The sequence below is a fragment of the Flavobacterium sp. LC2016-13 genome (assembly GCF_009707955.1).
Taxonomy (GTDB): domain Bacteria; phylum Bacteroidota; class Bacteroidia; order Flavobacteriales; family Flavobacteriaceae; genus Flavobacterium.
In genome coordinates, this window is the sequence record NZ_WMDQ01000007.1 from 270,879 (window position 1) to 291,376 (window position 20,498).

Genomic DNA, 20,498 nt, shown 5'->3' on the forward strand with positions numbered 1-20,498 from the left:
TAAATGGAAGTAAAAAAATTAAATAAATACGATAAAGCGTATCTTCGAATTGCAAAAGAATGGAGTTTGCTATCGTATTGCAAACGTAAACAAGTGGGCGCCATTATCGTAAAAGACAGAATGATTATTTCTGACGGATACAACGGCACACCATCCGGATTTGAAAATTGCTGCGAAGACGAAGAAGGATTAACACGTTGGGATGTTTTGCATGCAGAAGCCAATGCAATACTAAAAGTAGCAAGATCAACACAATCCTGCGAAGGAGCAACATTGTACATTACGCTTTCGCCATGCAAGGAATGCAGTAAATTAATACATCAGTCCGGGATAAAAAGAGTAGTTTATCAGGATGGTTATCGTGACGACTCAGGAATTCAATTTTTAATAAAAGCAGGTATTGAAGTCGAGCATATTCCTGTTTTAGAAGAATAATGAAATTTAATTCAAAATATTTACCCATCGTTATAGGAGCAACTTTTGCTCTTGGCACCGTTCTCGGAAGCATTATGAATGCTCCTGCAGATGATCAGCTTTTGGCTAAAAACAGTTCGAAAACCAAACTAAATAAACTCATCGATTTTATCAATAATGAATATGTTGATAATGTCAATACAGATTCTATTGTAAATCTTACCGTAGATAATATCCTTTCAAAATTAGATCCGCATTCTGTTTATATTCCGCCAAGCGAACAAGCAGAAGTTGCCGAAAGCATGAAAGGAGATTTCGTGGGAATTGGAATCAATTTTTATATGTACCGAGATTCTGTGGCAATTATCAGACCTGTTGAAAATGGCCCTTCGGCGAAAGCAGGATTAAAATCTGGAGACCGAATTTTATTTGCCGGAAAAACGAAATTGTTTGGCCGAAAATTGCCTTCTGATAGTTTATTTTCGAAATTAAAAGGGATAAAAGGTTCTGAAATCGAGTTGACGGTTTTTAGAAAATCAGAACAAAAGAAGCTTAAGTTTAAAATTAAAAGAGATGTTATTCCGCTAAAAAGTGTTGATGCCTCTTTATTAATTGATAATAAAACCGGTTACATCAAAATAAACCGTTTTGCCGAAACAACTTTTAAAGAATTTAAAACAGGTTTAACAAGATTAAAACAAAACGGAATTCAATCATTAGTTGTCGACCTTCGCGATAATGGCGGTGGTTATATGGAAGAAGCTATAGCAATTGCCGATGAATTTCTAAAGGATAAACAACTGATTGTTTTTACGAAAAATAAAAACGGAACAACTGATAAAACCTACGCAACTAAAAGCGGCAGTTTTGAAACGGGAAAATTATACGTTTTAATTAATGAAAATAGTGCCTCAGCAAGTGAGATTTTAGCCGGAGCTATTCAGGATAATGATCGCGGAATTATTGTTGGGCGCCGTTCTTTTGGAAAAGGTTTGGTACAACGCGAAATGGATTTTAATGATGGTTCTGCTGTGAGACTTACAGTTGCAAGGTATTACACACCAACCGGAAGATCAATTCAAAAACCATATACAAAAGGCAACGAAGAATATTTTAAAGAATCTGAAGATCGCATTAAATCAGGTGAACTTTATGCGAAAGACAGTATAAAAGTAGCCGATTCTTTGAAATTTAAAACACCAAAAGGAAGAATCGTTTACGGTGGCGGCGGAATTGTTCCGGATATTTTTGTACCAATGGAAGCTGAACACGGAAATGAAAATGTTGGGTATTTGCTGCAAACCGGAATTGTTGGGCATTTTGTTTTTGAAGAATTAGATAAAAACAGAAATGCTTTTGCGGGACTTCATTTTAATGAATTTTTAGCCAAGATGAAAAATTCAGACGCTTACTTTAAAAAATTCAAAAATTATATTTTATTAACCGGTTTAGATTTAAAATTAGATCACACAAAAGCTTTGGTTAATAGATATATTACTGCAGAATTTGCCCGTCAGTTATATGGCGAATTGTATTATTATGATGTTATTCTTAAGGATGACGCTATGGTTAAAGCAGTTACAAATTCAAAGAAATAATAATAATTTTTTAAAATATAATGTAACTAATCTTGCGAAAAATAGAGCGAGATTTACATTCAAATAATACTATATATGAAAAATTTAAAAAGAATAAGTCTTCTTGCAATTTTGATGGCTTTTGTAATTTCCTGCGCAAGTATGAAAGATAATAATAATGCAGTTACAGGTAAAGTTGATTCGATCGAATCAGGAAAAGATGGTTATACGGCTAAAGTTACTACGGATGCTAAAGAAGTTTATTTTGCAACAGTCAGTATTGTAAATGTTGGCGGACCTGAAAATTACAAACAATTAAAAATTGGAGATGTAGTTTCGTTAAAAGGAGAAATCTGGAAAACGGATGATGAAAAACATATCAAAGTAACTCAGATTGTTTCGGTTAAATAAAAACCAAACAAAATAAAAATAAACCATATAAGTTATATAAGTTCATTTAATACTTAACGTATAGATTAGATGAACTTATATAACTTATATGGTTTAATAATTTTATCGAATACTGTCGTGAGAGTGAGTCTGTGTTCCGTTATTCCATAATGTTAGAATATCTGTGGCGACAGCGGCACCACTTCCGGCAGCGATAGCCAATTGACTTCTCCAGCCGGCTAAAGTTCCAACAACATAAATGCCGTCAGCTACTTTATGATCGTCGTTTTTAAGCTGAATACGTTGTTTTTCCGGTAATGCTTTTTTGTGAGGTTCAATATATTGTATCAAACCTTCGATATCAAAAGTATTGGCAGAACCAATTCCGACAACAATACTTTTAGTCTTGTATGAGTTTTTATTAGTTGTAACTGTAAATTCAGGATATTCTCCCTCAACTTTAATTACCTTCTCATTTGGAATCTGAGTTATGTGCGGATAAGTAATGGCTAAATCCTGCGTACTTTCTATTAGTAAATCAGATCCTAATTTACCTGGCGTTACACCATAAGCATTGTAGAAAATTGCCTCTTGTAAAGAAGAATTTTTTTGATGTGTAAAAACCCCGATTTTTTTATCGGCGACAAAAGCTTTGTTTTTAGCAGATCCTAATACGAGTGCACAAGACATGCCTGAAACGCCTCCGCCAATAATTAAAACGTCATACATATATTAACGACCGTTTGTTTTTTCTTCGATTCTTTTTGAAATTCTAAAGATCAAAAGAATTAAAACGGCACAAAATGAAGCTGCGATTCCAATAAAAGCAACTACACTGTCTCCTTGAAAAGGATTTTTGAAGTCTAGCAACGTAATATTAAAAATAATTAAAGCTAATGCTAGAAGCACTAAGATTGAAGTGAAAATTTTCATATGGCTGTTTGTTTGTCTAAAATAGTACTTTAAAGTTTTTCTGTGAAAAACACAGTGAAACGTTACAATTCAAATTTTATTGGGGGTAAATTTATAAAAATAAATTTTAGACGAACAAACCTTTAACATTAGCAGCAAATAATTTAACAGCAATTGCTAAAAGTATTACTCCAAATGTCTTGCGAACCACGCCAAGTCCGTTTTCTCCTAATAAATTTTCGATTTTTTTAGACGATTTCAAAACAATATAAACTAGAATAATATTAAGAAGAATAGCAATTATGATATTAATAGTATGAAATTGAGATCGAAGAGAAAGTAAAGTTGTCATTGTTCCTGCTCCGGCAATTAGCGGAAAAGCCAACGGAACAATAGATGCAGATCCCGGTTCTTCATCGCGATAAATTCTAATTCCTAAAATCATCTCCAAAGCCAGAAAAAATAATACAAAAGAACCCGCAACAGCAAACGAATGTACATCGATACCTATAAGGTTAAGCAAACCTTCTCCAACAAACAGAAAAACAATCATAATCATTCCGGCTACAATCGAAGCTTTCTCAGATTCGATATGTCCCACTTTAGCTCGTAAATTGACAATGATCGGAATTGATCCTACAATATCAATTACAGCAAAAAGTACCATTCCAACCGTGATAATTTCTTTAAAATCAATCTCTAACATGTTTTTTTAATTTATGGATTAAAAGATGTGCAAAAGTAGATAATAAAGTTAGGGCTTTTTTATAATATATAGGTCTCAGAGTATTTTTGTTATAAAAACACGTTTTTTGGTTTAAAATAATGATTTTTATAACAAACAATTGTTTTTACCACAGAGATTCGCAAAGTTCTTTTACAGAGTTGCACAAAGTTTTTAATCAGTTTTAGGAATGTTAGATCTCAAAGCTTTCTGAACTTAAAAAAAAACATACAATGAAGTTGAACTCTACGGATCTTTGCGAAAAAACTTTGTGTAACTCTGCGGTAAAATCTCGCTAATCTGTGTAGTAAAATTTAATCTCATTTCATCTGTTTTCTTTGACTATCTTTGCATTTTATAAATTTCAGTATTTTATTATCATGTTTCAATTAGGTAAAACCATTATTTCAGAGGATATTCTTGAAAAAGAATTTGTGTGCAACTTGTCAGCTTGTAAAGGAGCTTGCTGTGTTGATGGAGATGCCGGTGCGCCTTTGAGCGAAGCAGAGACTAAAATCATGGAAGAAATTTACCCAAAAGTAAAACCATTTTTACGTAAAGAAGGAATTGCTGCAATTGAAGCGCAAGGAACCTGGGTAAAAGGAACTGATGGCGATCTTGAAACGCCATTAATCGACGAGAAAGATTGTGCTTATGTTATTTTTGACGGAAAAACAGCTCTTTGTGGAATCGAACAAGCATACAATCAAGGAATAATAGATTGGAAAAAACCGGTTTCTTGTCATTTATATCCAATTCGTGTAAAAGATTTTACAGAGTTCGCTGCGGTTAATTATGACAAATGGGATATTTGTGATGACGCCTGTTCTTTAGGTAAGGAATTAGAAGTTCCGGTTTATAAATTTGTCAAAGAAGCCTTAATTCGTCGCTTTGGCGAAGACTGGTATTTGGAACTTGAAAAAGTTGCCGAAGAGCTAAAAAAATCATAAAAATTCGGTAGCCATTACTGTGGCTGGAAAGTGTAAAAAATCCACTTAAAAAAAATCAAAAACACACTCAAAAAAACTTTTAAAAACAATTCATTTTTTCTTGCTTTTGTTTTAAAAAGTGCCTATTTTATAGTAGTGTTATGGTATTAATGACAATATTAAATTGCTCATTTACAATAATTTAATTATTTTACAGAAAATATCCCTATTTTGCTGCGTTGTTAAAAACTACGTCAAATTGTGAATAAGTTTGGCTTTCATTTTTAGCGATAATTGACAATCTTTGTACTCCATTGAATGAGTAAAAATTCAATACAAAAATTAAACATAAAAGCCATGTCGCAAGTCGAACCAATTTTACAAGAAAACAAGAATCGTTTCGTTATTTTTCCTATCAAACATCATGATATTTGGGAATGGTATAAGAAGATGGAAGCTAGTTTTTGGACTGCTGAAGAAATCGATTTGCACCAAGACCTGACTGATTGGAATAATAAGTTAAGTGACGACGAAAGATATTTCATTAAACATATCTTAGCATTTTTTGCTGCGTCTGATGGAATCGTAAATGAAAACCTTGCTGAGAACTTTGTTAATGAAGTTCAATATGCTGAGGCAAAATTTTTCTATGGTTTTCAAATCATGATGGAAAATATTCATAGTGAAACTTATTCTCTATTAATTGATACCTATGTGAAAGATGAAGCAGAAAAAGCAGAATTATTTAATGCTTTGGAAGTTTTCCCTGCAATTGGTAAAAAAGCAGAATGGGCTTTAAAATGGATCGACTCTGATTCGTTTGCTGAAAGACTTATTGCTTTTGCTGCTGTTGAAGGAATTTTCTTTTCTGGTGCTTTTTGTTCTATTTATTGGTTGAAAAAACGTGGATTAATGCCAGGTTTAACTTTCTCTAACGAATTGATTTCGCGTGACGAAGGTGTACATTGTGATTTTGCAGTACACTTGCATAATCATCATTTAGTAAACAAAGTACCAAAAGACAGAATTAAAGAAATCATTGTTGATGCTTTAAATATTGAAAGAGAGTTTGTAACAGAATCTCTTCCGGTAAGTTTAATTGGAATGAATGCTACTTTAATGACGCAATACTTAGAATTTGTTGCCGATAGATTATTAGTAGAATTAGGTTGCGATCGTGTTTATGGATCAGCGAATCCGTTTGATTTCATGGATATGATTTCTCTTCAGGGAAAAACTAATTTCTTTGAAAAACGTGTTGCCGAGTATCAAAAATCTGGTGTAATGAACACAGACAGTGATGCTCAGAAAATTTCATTTGATGCAGATTTTTAGACAACAACATACTTAGTGTTTTACCCCAAATAAACACTAAAAAAAGATTAAGATTTTACAATAAAACATTTTACGAATCTCTTTTCCCAAATCGTAGATTCAATAATTTTTGACACATTTTCGATCTGATTTCAGATTTGAACAGGGTAGCTATTGAGAATGCTGTAATTCTCAAAAAATAATTTAAAAACACACAATGTTTAAGTACTGGAATTCGTTTTCTAGAGACTTTCATTTTTTCAATAACTTAAAAAAGTAAGCTTATGTATGTAGTAAAAAGAGATGGCCACAAAGAGCCGGTAATGTTTGATAAGATTACAGAAAGAATCAAAAAATTGTGTTACGGGCTTAATGAGCTTGTAGATCCTGTTAAGGTAGCGATGAGAGTTATCGAAGGATTGTATGATGGGGTTTCAACTTCTGAACTTGATAATCTTGCAGCAGAAACGGCGGCATCTATGACTATTGCACATCCAGATTATGCGCAATTGGCAGCTCGTGTGGCGATTTCAAACCTACATTCAAATACTAAAAAGTCGTTTTCAGAAACGATGAAAGATATGTACAATTACGTAAATCCAAGAAACGGGCAAGATGCACCATTGCTTTCGGATGAAGTATTTAAAGTAATTCAGGAAAACTCAGCTTTCCTTGATTCTCATATCATTTATACAAGAGATTTCAATTATGATTACTTTGGTTTCAAAACTTTAGAGCGTTCATATTTGTTGAAAATAAACGGAAAAATCGTAGAAAGACCACAACATATGTTGATGCGTGTTTCAGTTGGTATTCACTTAGATGATTTAAAATCAGTTATTGAAACTTACGACTTAATGTCTAAAAAGTTCTTTACGCATGCAACACCAACGTTGTTCAATGCCGGAACTCCAAAACCACAAATGTCTTCTTGTTTCCTTTTGGCAATGCAGGATGATAGTATTGATGGTATTTACGATACATTAAAACAAACGGCTAAAATTTCGCAATCAGCGGGAGGAATTGGTCTTTCTATTCATAACGTTCGTGCGACAGGATCTTATATTCGTGGTACAAACGGAACTTCAAACGGAATTGTTCCGATGTTGAGAGTATTCAACGATACCGCTCGTTATGTAGATCAAGGAGGCGGAAAACGTAAAGGAAGTTTTGCGATTTATATCGAAACATGGCATGCTGATATCTTCGAATTTTTGGATTTAAAGAAAAATACAGGAAAAGAAGAAATGCGTGCGCGTGATTTATTTTTCGCTATGTGGACATCTGATTTATTCATGAAACGTGTACAGGAAGATGCATCTTGGACTTTAATGTGTCCAAACGAATGTCCTGGATTATACGATGTTTACGGAGAAGAATTCGAAACAATGTATTTGGATTATGAATTTAGAGGAAAAGGTAGAAAAACGATTCGTGCACGTGAATTATGGGAGAAAATCCTTGAATCACAAATCGAAACAGGAACGCCTTATATGTTGTATAAAGATGCAGCAAACCGTAAATCGAACCACAAGAATTTAGGAACAATTCGTTCATCTAACTTGTGTACAGAGATTATGGAGTACACATCTAAAGATGAAATTGCAGTTTGTAACTTAGCTTCTATTTCATTGCCAATGTTTATTGAAAACGGACAATTTGATCACCAGGCACTTTACAATGTTACAAAACGTGTAACGCGTAACCTGAATAAAGTAATCGACAGAAACTACTATCCTGTAAAAGAAGCTGAAAATTCTAACTTACGTCACCGTCCGGTTGGGTTAGGTGTACAAGGTTTGGCTGATGCTTTTATCATGTTGCGTATGCCTTTTACAAGTGATGAGGCTAAAACATTAAATCAGGAAATTTTCGAAACTTTATACTTTGCAGCCGTAACCGCTTCTATGGAAATGGCACAAGAAGAAGGACCATATTCTACATTTGAAGGTTCTCCGATGTCAAAAGGAGAATTCCAATACAATATGTGGGGAATGAAAGATGAAGAATTATCTGGTCGTTGGGACTGGGCTTCATTAAGAAAAGAAGTAATGGAACATGGAGTTCGTAACTCATTATTAGTTGCGCCAATGCCAACAGCTTCTACTTCTCAAATTTTAGGAAATAACGAAGCTTTCGAACCATATACATCAAACATTTACACACGTCGTGTATTGTCTGGAGAATTTATCGTAGTAAACAAACATTTACTAGAAGACCTAGTAAAATTAGGTTTATGGAACGAAGATTTGAAACAAGAAATTATGCGTCATAACGGATCAGTTCAAAATATTGATATTATCCCGCAAGACCTTAAAGAACTATATAAAACAGTTTGGGAAATGTCGATGAAAGATATTATCGATATGTCTCGTCAAAGAGGTTATTTCATTGACCAATCACAATCATTGAATTTGTTCATGCAAGATGCAAACTATTCTAAACTAACGTCAATGCACTTCTATGCTTGGCAATCAGGTTTAAAAACAGGAATGTATTACTTAAGAACAAAATCAGCAGTAGATGCGATTAAATTCACCTTAAACAACGACAAAAAAGAAGAAGTTCCAACTTTGGTTGCAGAAACAGAATCTATTAGCGTTGAAGATTATAAAGCAATGCTTTTAAAAGCACAAGCCGCAGATCCTGAGGATTGTGAAATGTGTGGTTCTTAATTTTTTTTAGAAGAAAGAAAATAGAATAAAGAGAAAAGATTATTCTTAATTAATAGAAAGCAGTTATTGTAATGATAGCTGCTTTTTTTAATATAATAAATGTTTTATGGCAAAAATAATCATGGAAAGTTGGAGATATGGATTGCAAAAAGTATCCTTGACTAAATTGCAATATGAAAAACTTGGTTTGTCTTTGCTTGAATCTAAAACTAATACAGATATGCTTTTAGAAGATCAGATAATAATTTTAGAAATTGAAGATGAAAATGTGGCTCGAGAGTTTTTGGAAGAAGCAGATAGATATGGCGTAAATTGTAGAATTATAGAATAAAAAATGGATCTGAATAAATTTATAAGCGGAGATATAAGCGAATATTATAATCTCGCAATTAGATATTTTAATAATATAAGTATCAAAGATTATGAATATGATGAATTCAATACGATTGTTCCAAAATCTATTTCGATGTTAATCGATCATAATTTCATTCCTACTCCCTGCGTGGAAGTTAAATTGGTATTTCTTCAAGATCAAAAAGAAGTTGGAGCTTATTTTTTATATATAGATGAGCAAAAAGAATTTATTGATGAGTTTCTTATAATTGATTAAAATACTTTATTCATCTTTTCTAAAACGACAATATCCCTAAAAAATCCCCGTTTAAATTATTACAAAGACTTTTCAAAACTTAGAGCCTTAGCAACTAAGGACCTCAGAACCTTTCCTCCAATTAAACCTTTCCAAAAAAACAAAGTCTTATTTCTAAACAAATTCCTGCGTTATGAAAAAAAGCAATCTTTGGTCGTTACGATTGGGTTTTTCCGGAAAAGAATCTGATAAAATTGAAAAATTAGGATTAGAAAAATTTCTAAAGCATTCCTATCAATCAAAATTTGAGAAGCAACTTCCTGCTTTTTTAGAAGACGATCCAAAAACTATTATTGAACTCAAAGAACTAAAGGAATCTATAAAAACAGCAGATTCAGAAGCGAAAAAGAAACTTCTTAAAAGAGAAATTTATTCTGCAGTTGAATTCAAAAAATGGTGGATTGCCAAAATGCGGAATGACGAATTTCCGTTACGCGAAAACATGGTGTGTTTCTGGCACAATCATTTCGTTTCGACTTCCCAAAAAGTAAAAGTCAATTATTGGATTTACCAGCATAATATGATTTTGCGTGAACATGCTTTCGGAAACTTCAAAGAGCTGACCAAACAGGTTTTGAAATCGAATGCAATGGTGAAATATCTGGATAATGGTGATAATAAAAAAGGAAAAATCAACGAGAATTTAAGCCGTGAATTATTAGAATTATTCACCATCGGAATTGGAAATTATACCGAAAGCGATATCAAAGAAGGCGCAAAAGCTTTAGCCGGATTAAATGTTGGAGACGATGGTGCGATTTACAGACGATTTGGCGAAGATAACAGCGATAAAACCTACTTTGGAAAAACCGGAAACTGGAAAGCAGATGATTTGGTTGATATTATTTTCGAACAGAAGAACATTCCATATTTAATTACCAGAAAAATCCTGAAATGGTTTGTTTATGATAATCCACCCGAAGATTTGGTGGTTTATTATGGAGATTATTTCAGAAAAGTAAAGTTTGAAATGGAACCATTGTTAACCAAAATTTTTACTGAAGAATATGCTAAAGACACATCAGGAACTAAAATCAAAGATCCGTTAGTATATATTTTACAGCTTATTGATGAATTGCAAATTGTGACTGTTGATAATGCCATGATTCTATATTTTCTGAAACAGCAAGGAATGGATTTATACAATCAAATAAATGTGAAAGGTTGGGATGGTGGAAATTCCTGGCTGACTTCTCAGATTTACTTACAGCGCAATAATACTTCAGATTTGCTTTGCAGCGGAAGAAGTATTACAAAGAAAGTAATCAATAATATGACTGGTGATACTGAAAAGCCAAAATCAGAATTTGAGAAAATCGAAGTAAAAATAGATTTTGATTCAGACGGGAATAATAAAACCATAATTAGCGATTTGTCCAATACTTTATTATTCAAAGTAAATGATTCGATCCAGAAAGACATGGAAAACTTGCTTAAATATGATTTTGACCCGAAAGATTCTCACGCCAATTTTGCCGTAATAAGACTCTTTAATTATATTACAAAACTGCCCGAATATCAATTAATTTAGAAAGCTACAACTATGAACAGAAGAAATTTTCTAACCTTAACAGGAACTTTTACAGGCGGATTGCTTGTGCTTCCTGATTTTTTACATGCCTTTGGCTCACAAAATAATTTGGTAACAGGCGAACAATGTATTGTATTTGTTCAGCTAAATGGCGGTAATGACGGATTGAATACTTTTATTCCGTATGAAGATCCGTTATATTATGACTTGAGAACAAAAATTGCTCTGAATAAAGATGTAGTTGTCGGAAAAAATAAAGGAATGGCTTTTCATCCTTCTTTAAAAGATTTTGCTCAAATGCAGCAAAATGGAGATTTAACTGTAATTCAAAATGTTGGATATCCGGAACCAATTCGGTCGCATTTTCGAAGTCAGGAAATTTGGCAAACCGCAACAGACTCAAATAAATATATAAACGAAGGCTGGTTAGGGCGTTATTTAGATTTGCAATGCAATGGACATCAGGCAACGGCAGGAATAAATTTGGATTCGATTGATAATTTGGCGTTAAAAGGATTAGAACCAAATTCAATAACCGTAAAAGATCCAAACCGATTTAAAATAAAATCGGAGAGAGAAGAAAATGTAAAGCTCTCTGATAATCCACAATTAGATTTTGTTCGAAAAATCGCTAATTCTGTTACAGAAGGATCAGATGAAATTCAGAAAGCTTTGACGAAATCAAAATCAGAAATTAGTTATCCAAAAACCGAACTATCCAAAAATCTGGAATGGATTGGCCGATTGATAAAAGGAAATCTGAATTCGAAAGTATACTATACTTCACTCGGAGGATTTGATACACACGATAATCAACTTGCGATTCATGAAAGAAAATTGACTGATTTAAATGATGCACTATTTAGCTTTTATCAGGATTTAAAGCAAGCGCAATTACTTCAAAATGTTACTATTGTTGTGTTTTCTGAATTTGGAAGACGAGTAAAAGACAACGGAAACGGAACGGATCACGGAACAGCTGCGCCCATGTTTGTTATTGGAGGAAATAACAAAGGAACAATTTTGGGCAATAATCCAAATTTATCAGATTTAGATAATGGCGATTTAAAATATGAAATAGATTTTAGAAGCGTGTATGCATCATTATTACAGCAAAAAATGAATTTCGATTATTCTAAAATAGGAATTAAGAATAAGCCGGTTTCTGGGTTGTTTTAAATAGTTTGCCACGAATTTCACCAATTTGTAGATGTTAATAACGAACTTGAGAATCGAATTTTTGAATTCATAATAATTTGTGCTAATTCGTGAAATTCGTGGCAGAAAAATAAAAAATCTCAATTCCAAAAACGTCAGGATAGCAACTAAGTAACTTAGAACCTTTTCTGAAAAACAAATTTTAAGCTACATTTTTTATAATATCATACAAAACTGAGGGAATTTGTTAAGAAATCCCTTTTTGTTTCATAAAATGCAATATTTTTTTTGGTGAGGTGAAAATAATTTATACATTCGCAGAGAATTTATTGAAAAACACAAAACAAAATGTCTAATAACCGTTTTTATTTTAGCAACTCTTTTTATTTCTTCTTTAGTAGAAGTGAGGATTGTGCTATGGTTATTTGAGAAAATTAAAAAGACAAATAAAACTAATATACAATCCTGATGAAAATCAGGATTTTTTTTTGAATATATGACAACTAAAATTGCAATACAAGGTATAAAAGGTTCTTTTCATCATCAGGTAGTGAAAGAGTATTTCTCTGAAAATGTGGAAATTGATGAATGTTTGTCTTTTGAAGAATTAATTGACAGCCTGCTTTCAGGAAAAACAGATCAGGCAGTTATGGCAATTGAAAATTCGATTGCAGGACCAATTATTCCGAATTATGCTTTGATTGACAAAAATAATTTACACATAATTGGAGAGCATTATTTGAATATTAGTCAAAATTTAATGACGTTGAAAGGTCAGAAAATTGAAGATATAAAAGAAGTTCACTCACACCCAATGGCAATTTTACAATGTATGGATTTCTTAAAACAATATCCGAACATTAAGTTGGTTGAAGACAAAGATACCGCTGAAACTGCAAGAAGAATTCAGGAAAAACAATTAACCGGAATTGCGGCAATTGCAAGCAAAACGGCTTCTGAAATGTATGATCTTGATATTATTGCACCGGAAATTCAAACGATCAAAAATAATATGACTCGTTTTGTGATTATCAAAAAGCAAAATTCATTTTTGCCTGAAAGTGAAATCAACAGAGCATCAATCAAATTTGAATTAGATCACAAAAGAGGAAGCTTAGCAGCGGTTTTGAATGTGATGAGTGATTGTAAATTGAATTTAACAAAGATTCAATCGCTTCCAAAAATTGAAACACCCTGGAAGTATTCATTTTTCGTAGATGTAACATTCGAAAAATATGAAGATTTTGCAAAAGCTAAATCGTTATTAAATATAATGGCAGAGTATTTCAAAGTATTAGGAGAATATAAAAACACAAAACCACTTAGTGAGTCATAAAGTTGGAAAGTCGAAAGTCTTAAAGTCCAAAAAAGCAGAAAGCAAATTAAAAAGTTTAAAAGAGTCTAAAGCCTAAAGCTTACGGCCTAAAACAATAAAAAAAATGATTACAACAGCAAAAAGATTAGATACAGTTGAAGAGTACTACTTCTCATCAAAATTGAGAGAAGTTCGTCAGCTGCAGTCTGAAGGAAAATCGATCATCAATATGGGAATCGGAAGCCCTGATTTGAGTCCGTCAAAAGCAGTAATTGAAGCGGTTGCCGCAGCAATTCAAGACGAAAACGGGCATGGTTATCAAAGCTATCAGGGATTACCGGAATTGAGAAAAGGGATGGCAGATTTTTATCAGAATCAGTTTGGTGTTGAGTTGAATCCGAATAATGAGATTTTACCTTTAATGGGTTCAAAAGAAGGAATTATGCACATTTCGTTAGCCTTTTTGAATGAAGGTGATCACGTCTTGATTCCGAATCCGGGTTATCCAACGTATACTTCGGTAACCAATTTGGTTGGAGCAGTTCCGGTTTATTATGATTTAAAAGAAGCAAATGCCTGGGAACCGGATTTTGAAGCTCTTGAAAAATTAGAGCTGGAGAAAGTAAAAATTATGTGGCTGGGATATCCTCACATGCCAACAGGAGCGAGAGGAAGTTTAGCGTTATTTGAAAAATTGGTTGCTTTTGCTAAAAAACACAATATATTATTGATCAACGACAATCCGTATAGTTTTGTTTTGAATGATAATCCGATGAGTTTATTGCAGGTTGAAGGCGCAAAAGATGTGGCTTTAGAATTGAATTCATTAAGTAAAACGTTCAATATGGCCGGCTGGAGAGTAGGAATGGTTTTAGGAAATCCTGAAATTATCGACGCAGTCCTAAAAGTAAAAAGCAATATGGACAGCGGAATGTTCTACGGAATTCAGAAAGGTGCAATCGCTGCTTTAAATTGTGATAAATCATGGTTCGAAGATCAAAACAAAATTTACAGACGCCGTAGAGAATTAACAGAAAAACTGGCAGAAAAATTAGGCTGCAAAGTTTATAAAGAAGGAGTTGGGCTTTTTGTCTGGGCAAAACTTCCGGAAGGAATCGAATCTGCAGAGAAGTTCATTGACGAAATATTATACGAGAAACATATTTTCATAACGCCGGGAACAATCTTCGGAAGTAATGGTGAAGGTTATATCAGATTCTCATTGTGTGTAAAAGAGGAAAAAGTACAAGAAGCGATAGATAGATTTTAAGTATTAAGATTTTAGAAGCAAGACATTAGATTTTAGAATGTAGATTTTGAAGATTCTCAGGCTGAGCGAAGTCGAAGCCCATCGCAGTTAGAATTTGGAATTTTAAAAATTGAAGTTTGAAACCTTTGCTTCAAATAAAAAAGAATATGAAAGTATACGTAATAGGAATAGGATTAATAGGTGGTTCGATGGTGTTAGACATCAAAGAAAAACATCCGAACGCAACTGTTTTTGGAATTGACAATAACGAAAAGCATTTGCAGGAAGCAATTGATTTAGGTGTTGTCGATCATGCAGGAAGTTTTGAAGATTTAGCTGAAGCCGATTTTGTAATTGTTTCGGTTCCGGTGGATGTTGCACTAACAGTTTTGCCTAAAGTTCTTGATTTGGTTGGAGACAAAACAATTGTTTTTGAAGTAGGGTCGACGAAAAAACCAATTTGCGAAGCGGTGGCAAGTCATCCAAAAAGAAGAAACTTTATCGCAACGCATCCAATTGCAGGAACGGAGTTTTCAGGACCTTCAGCAGCGATAAAAGGATTGTTTCAGGGAAAAACGAATATTATTTGTGAGGTGGAAAAAACCACTTTTAAATTGCAGGAAAAGGCGTTAAAGCTTTTCGCAGAAATAGGAATGAGGATTCGATATATGGACCCGATTTCGCACGACAAACACATTGCTTACGTTTCGCATTTGTCGCACATAAGTTCATTTATGCTAGGTAAAACGGTAATGAATAAAGAAAAAGACGAACAGGATATTTTTGATATGGCGGGAAGTGGATTTGAAAGTACAGTTCGTTTGGCAAAAAGTTCGCCGGCAATGTGGACACCAATTTTTAAGCAGAACAAAGAACATGTTATTGAAACATTAGAAGAATATATTTCAAACCTGAGTCGGTTTAGAGATTTGTTAAAAGAAGAAGATTACAATGCCATTTTTGAAGAAATGGAAAGCACAAATAAAATAAAAGAAATACTAAACGGATTAACAACAACTAAAAAGTAAATTAGAATTAAGATGGAAAATAAGAAAGAAATGAGAAAGTGGTTAGAAGATTTCAATTTAAATCACCCACTTGTGATAGCTGGACCATGTAGTGCAGAAACAGAAGATCAAGTATTGAAAATTGCTCACGAATTGAAAGATTCAAAAGTTAGTGTATTCAGAGCTGGAATCTGGAAACCAAGAACGCGTCCGGGAGGATTTGAAGGTGTTGGAGAAATTGGATTAAAATGGTTGCAAAAAGCTAAAAAAGAAACTGGTTTATTAATGGGAACTGAAGTTGCAACTGCGGCTCACTGTAAACTAGCTTTAGAACATGATATCGACGTTTTATGGGTTGGTGCACGTACAACTGCAAACCCTTTTGCTGTTCAGGAAATTGCTGATACTTTAAAAGGAACTGATAAAATCGTTTTGGTTAAAAACCCTGTAAACCCGGATTTAGCTTTATGGTTAGGTGGTGTTGAGCGTTTACACATGGCTGGAATCGAGAAATTAGGAGTTATTCACAGAGGTTTTTCTACTTACGAGAAAACTAAATACAGAAACATTCCAGAATGGCAAATTGCTATCGAATTACAAAATAAATTCCCTGATTTACCATTAATCATCGATCCATCTCACATTACCGGAGATCGTAAAATGATTTTTGAAGTAACGCAAGAGGCTTTAGATTTGAACTACGATGGTATGATTATCGAAACGCACTACGATCCGGACAACGCTTGGTCTGATGCTGCTCAACAAGTTACTCCAGACGCTTTGAAACAAATCATTAAAGATTTGACGATTAGAAAAACAGATGATACTACAGATGAGTACAGTTCAAAAATGACAAAACTAAGAGCTAACATCGATGTTCTTGATGCTAACTTATTAGAATTGTTAGGAAAACGTATGAAAGTGGCTGACGAAATTGGTCAGGTGAAAAAAGATGCAAACGTTGCGATTCTACAAAACAATCGTTGGAATGAAATCTTAGGGAAAATGATTCTTGAAGGTGAGAAAAAAGGTCTTACTGAAGAGTTTGTTTTAAGAATGTTTAAAGCAATTCACCAGGAAAGTATTGGTCACCAAGAGAAAATTTTCAACGCATAATTGAATTTTAAACCATATAAGTTATATAAGTGGTATAAGTTTTATTTGATTTTTACAAATGCATAACTTAAGTTTTCTTATATCACTTATATGGTGAAATTTTTTAAATCTCCACTGCTACAAGGCTTTGGAGATTTTTTTTGAAATTAATTCAACTTGTTCCCAACCTTTTTATGTTTTTTGTGCTCTATATCAATATACAACCTTAACTTTCGTGTTATGAAATCAAAAACCGATGTTTCTATGCCAAAAATCTTTCAGGTCAACTTGAAATTTTTATTTTACGTTTTATTGTTTTTAGGAGCAAAAACCTTTGCACAAAGTCCGGAATTAAATATTAAAGGAGACGATGCTGAAAAAGTCAGAATGAGTCAGCTTATTGTTAGTGTAAAAGTAGTGGGCAATATTGCTTACACCACTGCCGAAATGCATTTCTTTAATTCAGGTACTCGCCAGATGGAAGCAGAACTTATTTTTCCGTTACCGGAAAATGTTTCGGTTTCGAGATATGCAATTGATATAAACGGAAAAATGCGAGAAGCTGTTCCTGTAAATAAAAATAAAGGGAAACAGGTTTTTGAAGCTGTAGAACATCGTCGTGTCGATCCGGGATTATTGGAGAAAGTAGATGGAAATAATTTCAGAACCAGGATTTATCCTTTAATGCCAAACGGAGAACGAATTGTAATTATTGGTTACGAAGAAGAACTTATGGCTTCTGATAAAAACAATCTTGCGTATCAATTGGTGAGTCGTTTTCCGAAAAAACTCGATAAGTTTTCAGTGAAGATTTCTGTTGTTGGAGTTTCAACTTCTCCAAAAATTACCGAAAAATCATCTAGAATTTCTTTCTCAAAATGGAACCAGTCTTTTGAAGCTTCTTTCGAAAAAGAAAATTATCAGCCGGATGAAAAATTAGTTTTTGAAGTTCCGATACAAAATAATGTACCAAGTGTTTTGACTCAGGATGCAGGTGGTCAGTATTATTTTTATGGAAATGTTTTTATTGAAGGCAATACTAAATCGAGAAAAATCCCTTCTTCAATTGGTTTAATCTGGGATAATTCTTTGAGCTGTCAAACGCGTGACCTTAAAAAAGAATTAGATTTGTTAGAAGCTTATTTTCAAAAGATAAAAAATACAAAAGTGACTTTGTACTTTTTAAATTACACTTTTGAAAAGCAAAAAGAGTTTGTTATTTCTAATGGAAATTGGAGTGACTTAAAAGCGGTTTTAGAAAACACAAAATACGATGGAGGAACACGTTATTCGCAGTTAAATTTTGCAAATCACGATCAGTATTTGTTTTCTACAGACGGATTATCATCATTGAGTGAAAATTCATTTCCAAAAACTAAAAAAGCTGTGTTTACCATTTCGTCTTCTGTGTCGGCTGACTTTGCTTTTTTAAATTATTCATCTTCACAAACGGGAGGGAATTTCATCAATCTAAATCAATTGAGCACCGAAAATGCTTTGGATAAATTGATTAATACAAACCTGAAATTTTTAGGAATAAAAGAAAATCTTTTAATTACTGATTTGTTTCCGATGGAAGGAACTTCGGTTTCAGGAAATTTTAGTTTTTCAGGAATATCATTAAATCCGAAAAATGAAATTACGTTGTTGTTTGGTAACGGAGATGATGCTGTTTTGGAAAGAAAAATAACTTTTGATGCTGCAAATCAAAATGCAAGTGAAGTTAATATTGAAAAACTTTGGGCGCAGAAAAAAATCGCAAATCTTGAATTGCAATATGACAAAAACGCGGAAGAAATTGAAACTGTAGGAAAGAAATACGGAATTATTACCAAAAATACTTCCTTAATTGTTCTGGAGAATCTTCAGGATTATATCATGTATGATATTATTCCTCCTGCAGAATTACGCGCAGAATTTGACAGAATTAAAAAACAGGAACAAGACAGTCGTCTGGCAAAACAAAATAGTAACTGGGAAAATGTAGAGGGTTATTTTACAGCATTAAATTATTGGTGGAAACTTGATACAAAATATGTAGCGCCAAAAGTTTTGCCAAAGTCAAAGAAAAAGAGAGGTTCGGGAACAATAAATGGTGATCCTGATGCTGTTTTGACAGTTGATGAGCCTATTGGAGCAGGACCAGCAAGTGAAGTAATAGAAGAAGATAATGCCGTATATAATACAGCAGCCATATCTGCAATGAAATTGGAGACTGTAGAAAATCAAGGCAAAAAAGAGAAATCGTATCGACCTGCAAAAAATATTGCTCCAGGATTAACCAATACTATAAAGCAACCTGTTGTTAAACGAGAAGAAATCAAAACGGAACAAGAAGACGATTATAGTACAGCTATTGTGAGAGGGTATTTGTCTGATAGTAAAAACAAGGAACTTTTAATAATTGTTGATGGACAAATTTTTGATGGAACACTCGAAGATGTAGTAAATGCAAATATGCTTTCGGTTGACAAAATTACAGATTCTTCTGTTACCTCTATTTATGGCAGTGGAGCTGCAAATGGAGTAATTAGTATCACGACAAAAAATCCGAATAAGTTCAAAGTATGGAATCCAGACAGATTGTACTTAAAGGCACTAGCATTGGCACCAAAAGAAAAACAATACGATTTGTATTTAGAATTAAGAAAAGCACAGGAAAGAAACCCGAGTTTTTATTTTGATGTTGCGCACTTTTTCTACAATCAGGGCGATGTGAAAAAAGCATTGCAGATTATCAGTAATATTGCCGATTTAGGATTAGAAAATCATCAGCTTTACAAAACATTGACTTATACTTTACGTCAATGGCAGGATTTTGATGATGCTGTATTTACAGCAAAACAAGTCGTAAAATGGAGATCGCATGAGCCACAGAGTTTACGCGATTATGCATTGACTCTCGAAGATGCTGGAAAATATCAGGAATCTTTTGATGAACTGATTAAAGCGCTGGAAGTTAATTATTATGGCGAAATGCGCGACCATTATGAGGGAGTTGAAGATATTATTCTAATGGATTTGAATCGAATGATTATAGAACATTCAGGATTGAAAACCGAAAAATTAGACAAAAAATATCTTGACAAAATGCCGGTCGATATTAGAATAATCATGAACTGGAACCAGATGGATGTAGATTTAGATCTTCATATCATTGAACCAAATGGAGAAGAATGTTATTACGGACATAAAGATACACAAGCAGGTGCAAGATTTTCAAAAGATTTCACACGAGGTTATGGTCCTGAACAATATTTAATTCGAAATGCAATCAAAGGGAAATATAAAATTAAGACCAATTATTTTGGTGAAACTCAACTTACAGAAAATGGCCCAGCTACAATTATGGTTGAAATTTATATAACTAAGGAAGGAAAAACGTCTAAAACTTTAAAAACAATTCAGTTAGGAAAAATCAAAGAAAATGATATTTTAGGCGAAATTATTTGGTAAACAAATCAAATTTAGAGTCTGTTTTTTAATTTTAAAAGGCGAAGTTGCGTTGTTAAATTCTAAAAACGTAATTTTGCCTTTTAAAATTAATAAGGATTTCAGT

18 protein-coding genes are annotated in these 20,498 nt (G+C 33.2%); 15 read left to right on the top strand and 3 right to left on the bottom strand.

Annotated elements, in window-relative coordinates; translation table 11 throughout:
* The first annotated feature begins 3 nt into the window (after nucleotides 1-3).
* From GKZ86_RS15915 to GKZ86_RS15925, 3 genes are all read left to right on the top strand, one after another.
* On the top strand, nucleotides 4-435 hold the full coding sequence (locus GKZ86_RS15915) for a dCMP deaminase family protein (protein ID WP_053472503.1): 432 nt from the start codon (nucleotides 4-6) through the stop codon (nucleotides 433-435).
* Nucleotides 435-2,012 (top strand): S41 family peptidase, encoded by a 1,578-nt coding sequence (locus GKZ86_RS15920; protein WP_154784062.1) that lies wholly within the window; start codon nucleotides 435-437, stop codon nucleotides 2,010-2,012. The genes GKZ86_RS15915 and GKZ86_RS15920 overlap by 1 nt, the downstream gene beginning before the upstream one ends.
* Before the next feature lie 75 nt (nucleotides 2,013-2,087).
* The gene (locus GKZ86_RS15925; RefSeq protein ID WP_154784063.1) at nucleotides 2,088-2,402 is read left to right on the top strand and encodes a hypothetical protein; all 315 of its coding nucleotides are present in this window, start codon (nucleotides 2,088-2,090) and stop codon (nucleotides 2,400-2,402) included.
* Nucleotides 2,403-2,504: 102 nt separating this feature from the next.
* On the opposite strand, the gene GKZ86_RS15930 is transcribed toward GKZ86_RS15925, so the two are convergent.
* The 3 genes from GKZ86_RS15930 to GKZ86_RS15940 form a co-directional block, all read right to left on the bottom strand.
* On the bottom strand, nucleotides 2,505-3,110 hold the full coding sequence (locus GKZ86_RS15930; RefSeq protein ID WP_154784064.1) for an FAD-dependent oxidoreductase: 606 nt from the start codon (nucleotides 3,108-3,110) through the stop codon (nucleotides 2,505-2,507).
* Nucleotides 3,111-3,113: 3 nt separating this feature from the next.
* On the bottom strand, nucleotides 3,114-3,314 hold the full coding sequence (locus GKZ86_RS15935; RefSeq protein ID WP_154784065.1) for a hypothetical protein: 201 nt from the start codon (nucleotides 3,312-3,314) through the stop codon (nucleotides 3,114-3,116).
* 106 nt (nucleotides 3,315-3,420) lie between these two features.
* Nucleotides 3,421-3,999, bottom strand: coding sequence for a MarC family protein (locus GKZ86_RS15940; protein WP_026983494.1), 579 nt, complete (start codon nucleotides 3,997-3,999; stop codon nucleotides 3,421-3,423).
* 398 nt (nucleotides 4,000-4,397) lie between these two features.
* On the opposite strand from GKZ86_RS15940, the gene GKZ86_RS15945 reads away from it, so the two are divergent.
* From GKZ86_RS15945 to GKZ86_RS16000, 12 genes are all read left to right on the top strand, one after another.
* Nucleotides 4,398-4,967 (top strand): DUF3109 family protein, encoded by a 570-nt coding sequence (locus GKZ86_RS15945; RefSeq protein WP_154784066.1) that lies wholly within the window; start codon nucleotides 4,398-4,400, stop codon nucleotides 4,965-4,967.
* A 336-nt stretch (nucleotides 4,968-5,303) separates the two neighbouring features.
* A complete protein-coding gene (locus GKZ86_RS15950; protein WP_154784067.1) occupies nucleotides 5,304-6,281 on the top strand; it encodes a ribonucleotide-diphosphate reductase subunit beta in 978 nt (325 codons plus the stop codon).
* A gap of 263 nt (nucleotides 6,282-6,544) precedes the next feature.
* Nucleotides 6,545-8,935 (top strand): ribonucleoside-diphosphate reductase subunit alpha, encoded by a 2,391-nt coding sequence (locus GKZ86_RS15955; protein WP_154784068.1) that lies wholly within the window; start codon nucleotides 6,545-6,547, stop codon nucleotides 8,933-8,935.
* 106 nt (nucleotides 8,936-9,041) lie between these two features.
* The gene (locus tag GKZ86_RS15960; RefSeq protein WP_154784069.1) at nucleotides 9,042-9,266 is read left to right on the top strand and encodes a hypothetical protein; all 225 of its coding nucleotides are present in this window, start codon (nucleotides 9,042-9,044) and stop codon (nucleotides 9,264-9,266) included.
* A gap of 3 nt (nucleotides 9,267-9,269) precedes the next feature.
* Complete coding sequence (locus GKZ86_RS15965) at nucleotides 9,270-9,545, top strand: hypothetical protein (protein ID WP_154784070.1); 276 nt, start codon at nucleotides 9,270-9,272, stop codon at nucleotides 9,543-9,545.
* Between the two features lie 172 nt (nucleotides 9,546-9,717).
* Complete coding sequence (locus GKZ86_RS15970) at nucleotides 9,718-11,115, top strand: DUF1800 domain-containing protein (RefSeq protein ID WP_154784071.1); 1,398 nt, start codon at nucleotides 9,718-9,720, stop codon at nucleotides 11,113-11,115.
* A 12-nt stretch (nucleotides 11,116-11,127) separates the two neighbouring features.
* Nucleotides 11,128-12,294, top strand: coding sequence for a DUF1501 domain-containing protein (locus GKZ86_RS15975; protein ID WP_154784072.1), 1,167 nt, complete (start codon nucleotides 11,128-11,130; stop codon nucleotides 12,292-12,294).
* Between the two features lie 475 nt (nucleotides 12,295-12,769).
* Nucleotides 12,770-13,609: a prephenate dehydratase gene (locus GKZ86_RS15980; protein WP_154784073.1), complete on the top strand. Its 840-nt coding sequence runs from the start codon at nucleotides 12,770-12,772 to the stop codon at nucleotides 13,607-13,609.
* A gap of 103 nt (nucleotides 13,610-13,712) precedes the next feature.
* On the top strand, nucleotides 13,713-14,858 hold the full coding sequence (locus GKZ86_RS15985; RefSeq protein ID WP_154784074.1) for a pyridoxal phosphate-dependent aminotransferase: 1,146 nt from the start codon (nucleotides 13,713-13,715) through the stop codon (nucleotides 14,856-14,858).
* A 146-nt stretch (nucleotides 14,859-15,004) separates the two neighbouring features.
* Entirely contained in the window at nucleotides 15,005-15,865 is an 861-nt protein-coding gene (locus GKZ86_RS15990) for a prephenate dehydrogenase (protein ID WP_154784075.1), read from the top strand.
* A gap of 12 nt (nucleotides 15,866-15,877) precedes the next feature.
* Nucleotides 15,878-16,960, top strand: coding sequence for a bifunctional 3-deoxy-7-phosphoheptulonate synthase/chorismate mutase type II (locus GKZ86_RS15995; RefSeq protein ID WP_026983484.1), 1,083 nt, complete (start codon nucleotides 15,878-15,880; stop codon nucleotides 16,958-16,960).
* A gap of 219 nt (nucleotides 16,961-17,179) precedes the next feature.
* On the top strand, nucleotides 17,180-20,395 hold the full coding sequence (locus tag GKZ86_RS16000) for a VIT domain-containing protein (RefSeq protein WP_154784076.1): 3,216 nt from the start codon (nucleotides 17,180-17,182) through the stop codon (nucleotides 20,393-20,395).
* Nucleotides 20,396-20,498: the final 103 nt, after the last annotated feature.